The organism is Streptomyces sp. AC550_RSS872 (genome assembly GCF_019049285.1).
GTDB lineage: Bacteria > Actinomycetota > Actinomycetes > Streptomycetales > Streptomycetaceae > Streptomyces.
In genome coordinates this window covers 91,486-105,910 of the sequence record NZ_JAGMUL010000198.1, presented here as the reverse complement: position 1 = coordinate 105,910, position 14,425 = coordinate 91,486, and the positions used below count along the sequence as shown (strand labels likewise).

The following is a 14,425-nucleotide window of genomic DNA, read 5'->3' as shown; positions in this document are numbered from 1 at the left end:
CGCTCCGCAAGAACGCCACCGCGCAGCTCGGTCCCGACGAGCACCTGCGCAAGGCCTACGTAAGGGCACGTACCTGATCGACGAGCCCGACGCCATCTGAGTCGTACGCGTGAGGGGCGGCACCCGGGAGTCGGGTGCCGCCCCTCACGTAGGTGGGCGTACTACGCCGCCAGCCTCGCCAGCGCCGCGTCGATCCGGGCCAGGGTCGTGTCCTTGCCCAGCACCTCGAGGGACTCGAAGAGCGGCAGGCCGACCGTGCGGCCGGTGACGGCGACGCGGACCGGGGCCTGGGCCTTGCCGAGCTTGAGGCCGTGGGCCTCGCCGGCGGCCAGGACGGCCTCCTTGAGGGACTCCGGGGAGGTCCAGTCGGCCGCGTCCAGCTTCTCGCGTGCCGTGCGCAGGAGGGCGTCCGAGCCCTCCTTCATGGCCTTGGTCCAGGACGTCTCGTCGAAGACCGGCTCCGGGAGGAACAGGAAGTCGACGTTGTCCGTGATCTCCGAGAGGACCTTCAGGCGGGTCTGGGCGTGCGGGGCGATCGCCTGCCACTTGACCTCGTCGAAGGCCTCCGGGGCCCAAGGGGCGAACGGCGACTGAAGCCACGGGCGGCAGCGCTCCGTGAAGTCCTTCACATCCAGCAGGCGGATGTGGTCGCCGTTGATCGACTCGCACTTCTTCAGGTCGAAGCGGGCCGGGTTGGGCTGCACGTCGGCGAGGTCGAAGGCCGCGACCATCTCGTCCATCGTGAAGATGTCCTGGTCGGCGGAGAGCGACCAGCCGAGGAGGGAGAGGTAGTTGAGCAGGCCCTCCGGCAGGAAGCCGCGCTCGCGGTAGAGGTTCAGCGAGGACTGGGGGTCGCGCTTGGAGAGCTTCTTGTTGCCCTCGCCCATCACGTACGGCAGGTGGCCGAACCCGGGGATGCCCTTGGCGATGCCCAGCTCCATCAGCGCCTTGTACAGGGCGATCTGACGGGGCGTCGAGGAGAGCAGGTCCTCGCCGCGCAGGACGTGGGTGATCTCCATCAGGGCGTCGTCGACCGGGTTGACGAGCGTGTAGAGCGGGGCGCCGTTGGCGCGGACGATGCCGTAGTCCGGGACGTTCTCCGGGGTGAAGGTCAGCTCGCCGCGGACCAGGTCCGTGAAGGTGATCGTCTCGTCGGGCATGCGGAAGCGCACGATCGGCTCGCGGCCCTGCGCCTTGTACTCCTCGACCTGCGCGTCGGTCAGGTCGCGGCAGTGACCGTCGTAGCCGGAGGGCCTGCCGGCGGCGCGGGCGGCCTCGCGGCGGGTGTCCAGCTCCTCCTGGGAGCAGTAGCAGCGGTAGGCGTGGCCGGCCTCGAGGAGCTTGGCCGCGACGTCCTTGTAGAGGTCCATGCGCTGCGACTGGCGGTACGGCGCGTGCGGGCCGCCGACCTCGGGGCCCTCGTCCCAGTCGAAGCCCAGCCAGCGCATCGAGTCGAGCAGCTGGGTGTAGGACTCCTCGGAGTCGCGGGCCGCGTCGGTGTCCTCGATGCGGAAGACGAGCGTGCCCTGGTGGTGCCGGGCGAAGGCCCAGTTGAACAGGGCGGTGCGGACCAGGCCCACATGGGGGTTACCGGTGGGCGAGGGGCAGAAACGTACGCGGACGGGTGCGCTAGCCACGCTTGACAACCTTGTTGGTGAGAGTGCCGATGCCTTCGATGGTGACGGCGACCTCGTCGCCGACGGTGAGCGGCCCGACGCCTGCCGGGGTGCCCGTGAGGATCACGTCGCCGGGGAGCAGCGTCATGGCCTCGGAGATGTTGACGATCAGATCCTCGATCGGGTGGATCATCTCGCTGGTGCGGCCGAGCTGGCGCTGTTCGCCGTTGACGGTGAGCTGGATGGTCAGATCGGCGGCCGTTTCGAGGGCCAGGTCCGTCTCCACCCAGGGGCCCAGCGGGCAGGAGCTGTCGAAGCCCTTGGCCCGCGCCCACTGCTTCTCGCGCTTCTGGACGTCACGGGCGGTGATGTCGTTGGCGCAGGTGAAGCCGAAGATCACGTCCTTGACGCGCTCGCGCGGGACCTCGCGGCACATGCGGCCGATGACGACGGCCAGTTCGGCCTCGTGGTGGAGGTCCTCGGTGAAGGACGGGTACTGGATCTCGTCGCCGGGGCCGATCACCGAGGTGGACGGCTTGAAGAAGGCGAACGGGGCGTCGGGCACCTCGTTGCCCAGCTCCCGGGCGTGCTCGGCGTAGTTGCGGCCGAAGGCCACGACCTTGTTGGGGAGCACCGGGGGCAGCAGACGCACCTTGCTGAGCGGGACCTTCGTACCGGAGAGCTCGAAGTCCGCGAACGGGATGCCCTTGATGATGTCGAGCACGAGCTCGTCCGGCTTGTCGCCCTCGACCGCGCCGAAGGCGACGTTCCCGTCGATGGAGAATCTGGCGATGCGCACGGGATGCTGCGCCCCTCACTTGAGCCGGCTGGAGTCTGACGCTCCAGGCTAACGCGGGGAGGGGCGGGTGCCTCGCGCATTACCGCCGTACGCGGGCGCTTTGAGTGATGTGGGCCCGGTGCGCGTATTACCCGGCGACGGAGGCCGTGGCGGGGGCCTCCATGAGGATGGTGCGCCGCGGGTTGGCGGTCTGGGCGGGGAGGTCGACGGAGTGCTCCTGCTCCGGGGTCTGCAGGGCGTCGGCGTCCTCGAGGTGCGCCAGCGTCGTGCGCCGCGGGTTGGCTATGTTGTGGAACATCATCGTCGTCTTCACGGTTGTACGTGACCCTGTCGTGTCGGGGCGCCGGTGGAGTCTGGTCTCGCGCGGGCGCGGGGTTGTCAAAGTCTTACATGATGTAAAGCGCCAGGCTAAACACGCGATTCCCCTCCGTGGTCGCGGGGACCCTTGATGTGCGTGTGAGTTTGCTCACGAGGGTGCAAACAAAAGGGACAATCCAGACCCGCATCTCACCCCCACGAAACAGACATTCGCCCCCTGAACCCATCATTCCGCTCCTGATCATGGCGACTGGGACACCTCCCTCACCCGAGCGGCTCGCGGGCATAAGTCCGTTATGGACGGGATCAGTTTCTACGGCAGGTAATCTCGCCCTCACGTGGTGTCACGTATGTCACGGCTCGACCTACGGGCCTTGTTGGAGATCCTGCACTGTGCTGGAATTCCACGGACCGCCGCAGGATCGAGCCGGCGCACAGGGGGCGCACCAACGCGCCTGGTGGCGGCGAGATAGGGGGAAACCAGCGCCGGTCACTCACGACCACCGGGGAGCGTGTTCAGGACGCTCCCCATGACGCCGACACCGTGTCCGTCCGTTCACGCGGAGGGGCGCCTGGTCCAGAGGTTGCGACGCTAGTGCAGGGACGTTTCAAGAGGGATGGCAGCGCTTCGGCGGAGCCGGAGCACGGCGGGACCGACCGAGGTCCCTCGACCCAGCACGCCCAGAACCAGGGTCCGGCCCCGTCCGTCGACGGCGGTGAGCGCTCCGGGCGCCCCGCCGTTTCGGCGTCCCCGGGGACGCCGAACCCTTCCGCGCCGGCTGCGAAGAAGGCCCCCAAGGGCACCGGTGGCCCGGGCGCGCGAATAGCCCTGCGCAACTGGCGAATCTCCACGCGTCTGGTGGCGCTGCTGACGCTTCCGGTGGTCGCGGCCACCTCGCTGGGTGCCCTGCGCATCAGCGACAACATGGACGACATCCAGCAGCTCGACAACATGAAGCTGCTGACGGACATGACCAAGCGGGCCACCGAGCTCGCCGCCGCGCTCCAGGAGGAGCGCGACCAGTCCGCCGGCCCGCTCGCGCACGGTGCCAAGGCGACCGACTACACGGTCAAGGGCTACCGGGACAAGACCAACCGGGCCCGCGACAGTTTCGTCGAGGCGTCCGAGGAGATCGACGACTCCAGCAAGGACGGCAACCTCAAGGGCGTCCGCGAGAACCTCGTCCAGCTCGTCGGCGACCTGGGCACCATCGAGAAGATCCGCAGCACCGCCTACGAGGCCAAGGACAACTCCACGCAGACCGTGGAGGCGTACCACCGGCTGATCACCAACCTGCTCGGTCTCTCGCAGGACATGGCGGAGGCGACCAGCAACCCGGAGATGATCCAGAGCACGCGTGCCCTGGCGGCCTTCTCCACCGCCAAGGAGTACGCGTCCATCCAGCGCGCGGTCCTCGCCGCGGCGCTGCCCGCGAACAACGACAGCGTCGGCGACCTCTCCGAGAACGACCGGCTGTACGCCGAGTCCGCGCTGGCGAGCCAGCGGTCCGAGCTGAAGAGCTTCCGCAGCATCTACGGCACCCAGGGCGCCGCCGACCTGCTCAAGTCGATCGAGAAGGGCAACCCGACGATCACGGCGAGCGACAAGTACGCCAACCGTGCGCTCGGCAACCCCAACGCCCTCGACGACCTGGAGAAGCGTTCCTACCGGGACTGGGTCGACGACAGCACCACCAAGATCCAGCAGATGCGCGCCATCGAGACGACGCTGCTGGAGGACATGGAGCAGAAGGCCCGCGAGCTGCGCAACGAGTCGGAGCGCGAGGCGATCATCTCCGGTGCGCTGATCCTGCTCGTGCTCGGTGTCTCGCTGGTCGGCGCCTTCGTCGTGGCCCGCTCCATGATCCGCTCGCTGCGCCGCCTCGAGGAGACCGCCACCAGGGTCGCCCAGGACCGGCTGCCCGAGCTGGTCAAGCAGCTCTCCGAGTCCGACCCGCAGGACGTCGACACCTCCGTCGAGTCGGTCGGTGTGCACTCCCGGGACGAGATCGGCCAGGTGGCCGCGGCCTTCGACGACGTGCACCGCGAAGCCGTACGACTGGCCGCCGAGCAGGCCCTGCTGCGGGGCAACGTCAACGCGATGTTCACCAACCTCTCGCGTCGCTCCCAGGGCCTCATCCAGCGTCAGCTGTCGCTCATCTCCGAACTGGAGTCCCGCGAGGCCGACCCGGACCAGCTGTCCTCCCTCTTCAAGCTCGACCACCTCGCGACGCGTATGCGCCGTAACGGTGAGAACCTCCTCGTCCTCGCCGGTGAGGAGCCGGGCCGCCGCTGGACCCGCCCGGTCCCGCTGGTCGACGTGCTCCGTGCCGCCGCCTCCGAGGTCGAGCAGTACGAGCGCATCGAGCTGGCCTCCGTGCCGACCACCGAGGTCGCCGGCCGGGTCGTCAACGACCTCGTGCACCTCCTCGCCGAGCTGCTGGAGAACGCGACCTCGTTCTCCTCTCCGCAGACCAAGGTCAAGGTCACCGGTCACGCGCTGCCCGACGGCCGCGTCCTGATCGAGATCCACGACACCGGCATCGGCCTCTCCCCCGAGGACCTCGCCGCGATCAACGAGCGGCTCGCCTCGCCGCCCACCGTGGACGTCTCGGTGTCCCGCCGCATGGGCCTCTTCGTGGTCGGTCGTCTGTCCCAGCGGCACGGCATCCGCATCCAGCTGCGCCCGTCCGACTCCGGTGGTACGACCGCGCTGGTCATGCTGCCCGTCGACGTCGCCCAGGGCGGCAAGAAGCCCGCTCCGGGCAAGCCCGGTCCGGGTGGCCCCGGTGGCTCCGGTGGTCCCGCCGCCGCGCAGGCCGCCGCAGGTGCGGCTGCCGCTCGTCGTCAGGCCCAGGCCGGTGGCGGCCCCCTCGGCGCGGGTGCGCCGGGTGGCGGTGCCCTCGGTGCCGGTGCGGCCGGCGGTGGCCGGCTCGGTGCCGGTCAGGGGCCGCGGGCCGCGCTGCCCGGGCGTGACGGTGGCGGGCTTCCGGGCGGACCGGGTGCCCCGCGTGGACCGCAGGGCCAGGGCGGCGCGCCGTCGCAGGGCCGGCCGGCCCCCGCGGGCGCCGGCTTCGGTGGCCAGGCTCCGGGTGCTCCGCAGGGACTGCATGCCGCCGGCGCGGGCCAGGACCCGTTCGGCGCGGACCCGTTCGGCGCGGGCCAGGACGCCTTCGGCGGCTCCCGCGGCGCGGGCCCCGGCCGCGAGCAGTCCCGGCCGGGCGGACCGTCGGCCCCGCAGTCGCCGCCCGCCGGCGGTGAGAAGGGCCGTCGTGGCCGTCAGCCGCAGCTTCCGCCGCGCGGTGGTCCGCGTGCCGAGCTGCCGGGCGGCAACAACCAGCCGTCCCGCCCCAGCTGGAGCGACGAGAACGCGCAGCCGCCGGTGCCGCGCGCCTCACTCGACACCCCGCGCGGGCACGACGAGGACCCCTCGCAGACCTCCCGGATGCCGCGGATCGACGACCGTCAGGGCCCCGGCTCGACGGCGGAGATCCCGGCGATCCCGCGCCTCGACGCCCGCCCGGACTTCGACGCCGTGAGCCCGGCCTCGTACAACCCGCAGGGCACGGGCCAGTTCGCCCGACCTGCTGCGAACGAGCCGCAGGGCACGGGCCAGTTCGTCCGCCCGGACGTCTTCGGCGCCCCCGGGCAGAACACCCCGGCGCAGCAGGGCCGGCCGACCGCTCCGCAGGCGTACGACGGCAGCTCCACGGGCCAGCACGCGCTGCCCGACCGCCAGAACCCCGAGTCCACCGGGCAGTTCGAGCGGCCGCAGGTCAACGGCACGTACGGCGGCAACGCCGGATACGGCGCCCCGCAGCCTCCGGCCCCGGCGCGTCCGCAGCAGCGGCCCGTGCGGCAGGAGCCCGAGGCGCTGCCGCCCGCGACGGGTCCCGGTGACGGTCGTACACCGCTGTACGACACGTTGGAGACCAACTGGTTCCACGGCGGCCCGCAGGGGCGTCAGCCCGGTGCGGGCGGCTCGGCTCCGGCCTCCGCTCCCCAGGAGCCGCAGGCTCCCGCGGCTCCCGCGCAGTCGTCCTCCGCTCCCCAGCGGACCTCATCGACCGCCTGGCGCAGCTCGCCGAACGACGACCTCGTCCGGCAGGCGGAACGCGTCCGGCAACCGGCCGCGGGCGGGGTCACCACCTCCGGCCTGCCGCGCCGGGTACCCAGGGCGAACCTCGTCCCGGGTACGGCTCAGCAGCAACAGCACCAAGCCGGTCCGCAGGTCTCGCGTGCGCCTGATGACGTACGCGGCCGGCTGACCAATCTCCGTCGGGGTATCGCGCAAGGTCGTGAGGTCCGCAATGGCCAGACCGGCAGCTTCCCGAACCCCACTCACCAGCAGGAGCGTTAGTTGAGCCAGATGAGCCAGGCGGCACAGAACCTCAACTGGTTGATCACCAACTTCGTGGACAACACCCCCGGGGTGTCCCACACCGTCGTCGTGTCCGCCGACGGTCTGCTGCTGGCGATGTCGGAGGGCTTCCCCCGCGACCGTGCCGACCAGCTGGCGGCCGTCGCGTCGGGCCTGACCTCGCTGACCGCGGGAGCCTCCCGGATCTTCGACGGTGGCAGCGTGGCACAGACCGTCGTCGAGATGGAGCGGGGATTCCTCTTCCTCATGTCCGTCTCGGAAGGTTCGTCCATCGCCGTACTGGCACACCCCGAATGCGACATCGGCCTCGTCGGCTACGAGATGGCGCTGCTGGTCGACCGTGCGGGCGCGGTGCTCACGCCGGACCTGCGCGCCGAACTCCAAGGCAGTCTGCTCCACTGATCACCCGCGGATCCACCCGTCTCACCAAATCACCGTCCGGCCGCCACAATCCCCGCACTGGCCCCCACCCAGACGGCTTGACTGACCGACTTGCTGTCCCCGCCCGGAGGATTCATGACCCCGCCCACCGCCTCTCATGATCCGTACGCGGAGCCGTACGAGGATGAGGGCGACCAGCCGCTGGTACGTCCGTACGCGATGACCGGCGGCCGGACCCGGCCGCGCTACCAGCTGGCCATCGAGGCCCTGATCAGCACCACGGCCGACCCGGCAGCGCTCATGGGGCTCCTCCCGGAGCACCAGCGCATCTGCCACCTGTGCCGTGAGGTGAAGTCGGTCGCCGAGGTCTCGGCGCTGCTGTCCATGCCGCTGGGCGTGGCCAGGATCCTCGTCGCCGACCTCGCTGAGGCCGGCCTGGTCGCCATCCACCAGCCGGGCGGCGACGAGAACAACGGCGGCGCTCCGGACGTGACGCTGCTCGAAAGGGTGCTCAGTGGACTTCGCAAGCTCTGAACCAGGCCGGGCGACCACCTCCGCGAAGATCGTGGTGGCGGGTGGCTTCGGCGTGGGCAAGACCACGTTCGTCGGCGCGGTCTCGGAGATCAACCCGCTGCGCACCGAGGCCGTCATGACGTCTGCTTCGGCGGGCATCGACGACCTCACGCACACCGGTGACAAGACCACCACCACGGTGGCGATGGACTTCGGTCGTATCACCCTGGACCAGGACCTGATCCTGTACCTCTTCGGTACGCCCGGCCAGGACCGCTTCTGGTTCATGTGGGACGACCTGGTGCGCGGTGCGATCGGCGCCGTCGTGCTGGTCGACACCCGCCGGCTCGCCGACTGCTTCCCCGCGGTCGACTACTTCGAGAACAGCGGGCTCCCGTTCGTCATCGCCCTCAACGGCTTCGACGGACACCAGCCCTACACGCCCGACGAGGTGCGCGAGGCACTACAGATCGGCCCGGACGCGCCGATCATCACCACCGACGCCCGGCACCGGGCCGATGCCAAGAGTGCCCTGATCACGCTGGTGGAGCACGCGCTCATGGCGCGGCTGCGGTAGCGCAAGTCGTGAGCGCAATACGGCAGTTGTCGTAGATGAGCCGGAGCCGGCTGTGGCCTTTGACACGGTCGGCTTCGTTGTTCATAACGTTTCGGCAGAGGAATCGGGTGGTACGGCCACTCGTCGCGGTCAACCGGTGTCGCTGCGCGCACAAATGCCCCGTCTTTTGACGGGGCTCGCTCTTTATGACCGTTTTATCTGGGCCTTACCTCACGCGGAATGATCCGCTTCCACTGTTTGGAAGAGCGCAGGCCGACGTGCTGGAATGCCAGAACTGCCCAATAGTCAAAGACGTACCCACCGGTACTACGTACTCGATGGCGAACTGGGCTCTGAGACACAGCGGCACATACGTAGGTGCCGACCCCGCCGGAAGGTTGTTGGTCGAGTGAGGCGAAGCAAGAACAGTCCCGAGCCGTCGGCCCGGGGCAACTTCACCCCGCCGCCGCGCGGAGCGGCGCCCGCCCCTGTGCCCGGATCGGAACCGACGGCGGCGCCGGCGCCAAGCGGCGGCCGTCTCTCGCCGCGCAACTGGCGCGTGCCGACCCGGCTGAACGCGATCCTGCTCATACCCGTGCTGGTCGGCCTCGTCATGGGCGGCTTCCAGGTGAAGAGCTCGATCGACACCTGGCAGGAGGCCGAGGACGCGGAGAACACCGCGCGTCTGGTCGCCGCCGCCCTCACCTACGGCGATGCCCTGCTGGAGGAGCGCGACTCGACCGCCGCTCCCCTGCTCCAGGGCAAGGGCGAGGACGACCCGGCGGTCGTGGCCGCCCGCAAGAAGACCGACGAGGCCGCCGACGCCTTCGACGTGGCCGCCCAGAACATGCCGGACCGGCCCAACCTGGTGCGCCGTCTGGAGCGCTTCCGTGAGGTCGAGCCCGATCTGACGGACCTCCGCGCGGCCGCCTACACCAACAAGCTCGCAGGCGTGCAGACCGAGGAGGGCTACGTCGCGGTCGAGCACCGGCTGCTGGAGTTCTCCAACGAGCTGGGCCTGGGCACCGGCAACATCACCAGCTACGGCCGTACCGTCTACGCCATCTCGCTGACCAAGGGCGCGCTCTCCCTGGAGCGCTCCATCGGTATGCACATGCTGGTCAAGCCGGGCCCCAAGGCCACGGACCTGGCCAAGCAGCGCGTCGCCCTCTCCTCGTACGCCTACCTGGAGGGCATCGCCATCCAGGAGTACCAGAGCGGTGGCACCGAGAAGGACATCCAGAAGCTCCAGGACGCCACGACGAAGATCAAGGCCGAAGGCGCCGCCATGGCCGCCGCGGCCAAGCAGAAGAACCCCGACTACGTGGCGCCGCCGGCCAAGCCGGAGCAGCTGGTCGGGGCGCTGGCCCAGCTGAGCTCCACGGACACCAGTGAGCGTGCGGCGCTCGCCCAGCAGGGCATCACCGCCGAGAACTGGTGGGCGGTCAACACCCTCAAGTACAACGCCTACCGCGACATCGAGAACGACCTCGCGGGCACCGCGGTGAACGAGGCCTCCGCCATCTCCGACGACGCCAAGCGCGACGCCCTCATCACCGGTGCCGCCGTCGTGGTCGCCCTGCTCGCCGCGTTCATCCTGGCCGGCATGGTCGCCCGCCAGATGTCCCGCTCGATGCGCCAGCTGCGCAACGCCGCCTTCGGCATCGCCGAGCAGCGTCTGCCGATGCTGGTCGACCAGCTCTCGCGTACCGACCCGGGCCGCGTGGACACCCGCGTCCAGCCCATCCCGATCAACACCCGGGACGAGATCGGTGAAGTCGCCCGCGCCTTCGACCAGGTCCACCGCGAGGCCGTCCGGCTCGCCGCCGAGCAGGCCCTGCTGCGGGGCAACATCAACGCGATCTTCACCAACCTGTCGCGCCGCAACCAGTCGCTGATCGAGGGCCAGCTGACCCTGATCACCGACCTGGAGAACAACGAGGCCGACCCGGACCAGCTGGAGAACCTCTTCAAGCTGGACCACCTCGCGACCCGTATGCGCCGCAACGGCGAGAACCTCCTCGTCCTCGCCGGCGAGGAGCCCGGCCGCCGCTGGGACCAGCCGGTTCCGCTGGTCGACGTGCTGCGCGCCGCCTCCTCCGAGGTGGAGCAGTACGAGCGCATCGAGCTGTCGGGCGTCCCGGAGGCCGAGATCCACGGCCGTGCCGTGACCGACCTCGTGCACCTGCTCGCCGAGCTGCTGGAGAACGCGACGACGTTCTCCTCCCCGCAGACCAAGGTTCGTGTGACCGCCACCCGTCTCCCCGACGGTCGGGTCATGATCGAGATCCACGACAAGGGCATCGGCCTCACCGCCGAGGACTTCGCCGACATCAACCACAAGCTGGCCAACCCGCCGACCGTGGACGCCGCGATCTCGCAGCGCATGGGCCTGTTCGTGGTCGGCCGGCTGTCCGACCGGCACGGCATCCGCGTCCAGCTGCGCCCCTCCGGCGAGCAGGCCGGCACCACCTCGCTGGTCATGCTGCCGGACGCGATCACGCACGGTGGCGGCGGCGAGCAGCAGCCGGCCCAGGACGAGTTCACCGTCTCGCAGATCATCCCGGAGCAGCAGTTCCAGGGTGAGAACTTCAACCAGCCGCAGCTGCGCACCGCAGCCGAGCTGGGCTTCGACGACAGCCGCTACGAGGTCCCGGACGACCTTCGCGACCTGGACCCGGTCGGCCGCTCCCTGATGCGCGAGGAGCGCCGGGCGGCTCTGGAGGCCCAGAACCACGGCCAGGCGCCCGCCCTGGAGAACCCCGAGACGCAGGCGTACGACGAGTTCACCGGCCAGCCGGCCTACGACGGCCGGGGCGGCTTCCCCGAGCAGCCCGGCGGGTACGACCCGCAGCAGGCGCAGCCGACGTACGAGGAACAGCGGCAGACGCAGTACGAGGAGCAGCAGCGTCCGTCGTACGACGACACGTACTACGCGCCGAACGGCGGCCTGTCGCAGAACGACACCTTCTCGTCCAACGGCGGCTACCCCGAGCCCTCCTATCCGGAGCCGGTCCGTGAGGAGCCCGCCGCCGCGAGTGCCTCCGCCCCGGAGACCTTCCCGGCCTTCGAACAGCGGCGTCACCAGGACGACTGGCCGCAGCAGGACGGCTACCGCAACGGGTACCCGGACCAGTACGCTCCGGAAACGGAATCTGCGCAGGCCGATGACGCAAACGAGCACGACCGCGTAGGCTTCGACCGTCCGGGACCGGCCTCCTCCGCCGCCCACGCACTGACCGACGCCGGCCTTCCCCGCCGCGGAGCCGCCGCGAGCGGCACCAACGGCGCCCGGCCGGTGCGGCAGGAGTCGCCGGCCCCCACGCCGGAGAGCAACGGCGACAGCAGCTGGCGTTCGGCCAACGACGATCGCTGGCAGCAGGCCGCGCAGCTCCGGAAGCCCAAGGCGGGCGGGGTGACCTCCTCCGGCCTGCCGCGGCGGGTGCCCAAGGCCAACCTGGTCGAGGGAGCCGCCGAGACCACCCCCCAGGGAGGTCCACAGATCTCCCGCGCTCCCGAGGACGTCCGGGGCAGGCTGAGCAACCTGCGCCGCGGTGTCCAGCGGGGACGCAGCGCGGGAAGCGAAACGAACGGTCAGGGCTTCGGTTCTGACAGCACCTACAACCAGGAGCGTTAGTGTGAGCCCGATGAGCCAGGCGGCACAGAACCTGAACTGGTTGATCACCAACTTCGTGGACAACACCCCCGGGGTGTCGCACACGGTGGTGGTCTCCGCCGACGGACTCCTTCTGGCGATGTCCGAAGGGTTTCCGCGCGACCGCGCCGACCAGCTCGCGGCCGTCGCCTCCGGTCTGACCTCGCTGACCGCGGGTGCCTCGCGGATCTTCGAGGGCGGCAGCGTGAACCAGACGGTTGTGGAGATGGAGCGGGGATTCCTGTTCATCATGTCCATCTCCGACGGATCGTCGCTCGCGGTTCTCGCACACCCCGAGGCGGACATCGGCCTCATTGGGTACGAGATGGCGCTCCTCGTCGACCGTGCCGGTACGGTCCTGACGCCGGATCTGCGTGCGGAGCTCCAGGGCAGCCTGCTCAACTAACAGACAGTCGGTGCGTTTTGGCGTCCCGTGGCCGTAAGGTTTCGGGACGCGGCTCCACAGGATGGGTGCCAGGCACAGTCGGAGGAGGAGAAAGTGGCAACACCCCCAGGCGGTTCATCGTCGGGTAATTGGTCGTACGGTCCTGGCCAGGGCCGGAACGACGGTTCCCAGAACCCGAACCGTTACAACTTCCCCTCCACGCCCAGCCAGCGGCAGCCGTACGCTCCGCAGGGCCCCGGGCCCTCGCCGTACGACCAGCCGTCGGCGCCGCGCATCCAGCCCGTGCAGCCGCAGCGACGCGCCCCTGAGCCGGCGCCCGCCGGGGCGTCGAACAACCCCCTGGTGCGCCCGTACGCCATGACCGGCGGACGGACGCGCCCGCGCTACCAGCTCGCCATCGAGGCGCTGGTGCACACCACCGCGCAGCCGCACCAGATGCAGGGCCAGTTGCCCGAGCATCAGCGGATCTGCAACCTCTGCCGCGAGATCAAGTCGGTGGCGGAAGTCTCCGCCCTCCTGACGATCCCTCTCGGCGTGGCCAGGATCCTCGTCGCCGACTTGGCGGAGGCGGGCCTGGTCGCCATCCATCAGCCCGGCGGCGACGAGAACGCCGGCGGCCAGCCAGACGTGACACTGCTCGAAAGGGTGCTCAGTGGACTTCGCAAGCTCTAGCGGAGGGCCTTCCCGCTCCACCACGTCCGCGAAGATCGTGGTGGCTGGCGGCTTCGGCGTGGGCAAGACCACGTTCGTCGGCGCCGTCTCGGAGATCAACCCGCTGCGCACCGAGGCCGTCATGACGTCTGCTTCGGCGGGCATCGACGACCTCACCCACACCGGAGACAAGACGACCACGACGGTCGCCATGGACTTCGGCCGTATCACCCTGGACCAGGACCTGATCCTGTACCTCTTCGGTACGCCCGGCCAGGACCGCTTCTGGTTCATGTGGGACGACCTGGTGCGCGGTGCCATCGGTGCGATCGTCCTCGTTGACACGAGGCGCCTTGCCGACTGCTTCCCGGCGGTCGACTACTTCGAGAACTCGGGGCTTCCTTTTGTGATCGCCCTCAACGGGTTCGACGGGAACCAGCCGTACAACCCGGACGAGGTCCGTGAGGCCCTACAGATCGGGCCTGACACGCCGATCATCACGACCGACGCCCGGCACCGGGCGGACGCGAAGTCTGCGCTTATCACGCTGGTCGAGCACGCTCTGATGGCACGACTGCGGTAGGCGACAGGACGTACATGGTTTTGGCCCGCGGCCACCTCCTTCGGGAGGTGGCCGCGGGCCGTTTGTGGGAGCGGGTCGGGCTTCGTGGGCGGCTGCGGGTAGTCGGGGGCCGTTCGCGCAGTTCCCCGCGCCCCTAAGGGCGTTAGGGGCGCGGGGAACTGCGCGATCAGCCACCACGCACCCGCGGCCGCCCACGAGACAGCACCCCCCGAGCTCCCATGCGCTCACATGCCAACGGCCCCGCCCTCCCCACGGGAGAACAGGGCCGCACAAGCGCCGCAGGCTACCGCCAGCTGTGCGGCGCCCGGAACCCGGGCTCGCGCTCCAGGCGGCGCCAGCCGGCCTTGGCGCGGCCTCGGTGGGCCGGGGTGGGGTCGGCGGGCTGCGCGGCGGCGCGGGCCAGGAGGATGGCCGTGATGGCGGCGACTTCCTCGGGCTCGGCGTGGCCCTTCTCGACGCGGATGTCAGGGGAGTTCATAGGTCACAGTCTCCGTGAGAGAGGTTTCCGCGGGGGTACCGCGAAGGATCCGCTGGGTTACTGCGGGGGGTTGCCGTGCTTGCGGGAG

12 protein-coding genes are annotated in these 14,425 nt (G+C 70.0%); 8 read left to right on the top strand and 4 right to left on the bottom strand.

Annotation, left to right across the window (positions count from 1 at the left end):
- Positions 1 to 161: 161 nt before the first annotated feature.
- The 3 genes from gltX to KUM44_RS42255 all read right to left on the bottom strand — a co-directional run bounded on the left by gltX (position 162) and on the right by KUM44_RS42255 (position 2,728).
- A complete protein-coding gene (gene gltX / locus KUM44_RS42265; RefSeq protein ID WP_217215070.1) occupies positions 162 to 1,646 on the bottom strand; it encodes a glutamate--tRNA ligase in 1,485 nt (494 codons plus the stop codon).
- Positions 1,630 to 2,415, bottom strand: coding sequence for a fumarylacetoacetate hydrolase family protein (locus KUM44_RS42260; RefSeq protein ID WP_217215069.1), 786 nt, complete (start codon positions 2,413 to 2,415; stop codon positions 1,630 to 1,632). Before KUM44_RS42260 ends, gltX begins: the two co-directional genes overlap by 17 nt.
- 127 nt (positions 2,416 to 2,542) lie before the next feature.
- Positions 2,543 to 2,728: a hypothetical protein gene (locus tag KUM44_RS42255; RefSeq protein ID WP_217215068.1), complete on the bottom strand. Its 186-nt coding sequence runs from the start codon at positions 2,726 to 2,728 to the stop codon at positions 2,543 to 2,545.
- A gap of 600 nt (positions 2,729 to 3,328) precedes the next feature.
- Here KUM44_RS42255 and KUM44_RS42250 point away from each other — a divergent pair.
- From KUM44_RS42250 to KUM44_RS42215, 8 genes are all read left to right on the top strand, one after another.
- Complete coding sequence (locus tag KUM44_RS42250) at positions 3,329 to 7,093, top strand: nitrate- and nitrite sensing domain-containing protein (RefSeq protein WP_217215067.1); 3,765 nt, start codon at positions 3,329 to 3,331, stop codon at positions 7,091 to 7,093.
- A 9-nt stretch (positions 7,094 to 7,102) separates the two neighbouring features.
- A complete protein-coding gene (locus KUM44_RS42245) occupies positions 7,103 to 7,516 on the top strand; it encodes a roadblock/LC7 domain-containing protein (RefSeq protein WP_030051302.1) in 414 nt (137 codons plus the stop codon).
- A gap of 114 nt (positions 7,517 to 7,630) precedes the next feature.
- Positions 7,631 to 8,029: a DUF742 domain-containing protein gene (locus KUM44_RS42240; protein WP_003997626.1), complete on the top strand. Its 399-nt coding sequence runs from the start codon at positions 7,631 to 7,633 to the stop codon at positions 8,027 to 8,029.
- Positions 8,010 to 8,585: an ATP/GTP-binding protein gene (locus tag KUM44_RS42235; RefSeq protein ID WP_030051303.1), complete on the top strand. Its 576-nt coding sequence runs from the start codon at positions 8,010 to 8,012 to the stop codon at positions 8,583 to 8,585. Before KUM44_RS42240 ends, KUM44_RS42235 begins: the two co-directional genes overlap by 20 nt.
- Before the next feature lie 388 nt (positions 8,586 to 8,973).
- Positions 8,974 to 12,201 carry a nitrate- and nitrite sensing domain-containing protein gene (locus KUM44_RS42230; RefSeq protein WP_217215066.1) on the top strand — a complete coding sequence of 1,076 codons (3,228 nt, stop codon included), beginning with the start codon at positions 8,974 to 8,976 and terminating at the stop codon, positions 12,199 to 12,201.
- 10 nt (positions 12,202 to 12,211) lie between these two features.
- On the top strand, positions 12,212 to 12,625 hold the full coding sequence (locus tag KUM44_RS42225) for a roadblock/LC7 domain-containing protein (RefSeq protein ID WP_004983065.1): 414 nt from the start codon (positions 12,212 to 12,214) through the stop codon (positions 12,623 to 12,625).
- Between the two features lie 93 nt (positions 12,626 to 12,718).
- Complete coding sequence (locus KUM44_RS42220; RefSeq protein WP_217215065.1) at positions 12,719 to 13,297, top strand: DUF742 domain-containing protein; 579 nt, start codon at positions 12,719 to 12,721, stop codon at positions 13,295 to 13,297.
- The gene (locus KUM44_RS42215) at positions 13,278 to 13,859 is read left to right on the top strand and encodes an ATP/GTP-binding protein (RefSeq protein ID WP_026248371.1); all 582 of its coding nucleotides are present in this window, start codon (positions 13,278 to 13,280) and stop codon (positions 13,857 to 13,859) included. The genes KUM44_RS42220 and KUM44_RS42215 overlap by 20 nt, the downstream gene beginning before the upstream one ends.
- Positions 13,860 to 14,142: 283 nt before the next feature.
- Here the strand turns inward: KUM44_RS42215 and KUM44_RS42210 are convergent, their stop codons facing one another.
- Positions 14,143 to 14,337, bottom strand: coding sequence for an acyl-CoA carboxylase subunit epsilon (locus KUM44_RS42210; protein WP_217215064.1), 195 nt, complete (start codon positions 14,335 to 14,337; stop codon positions 14,143 to 14,145).
- Between the last annotated feature and the right edge of the window lie 88 nt (positions 14,338 to 14,425).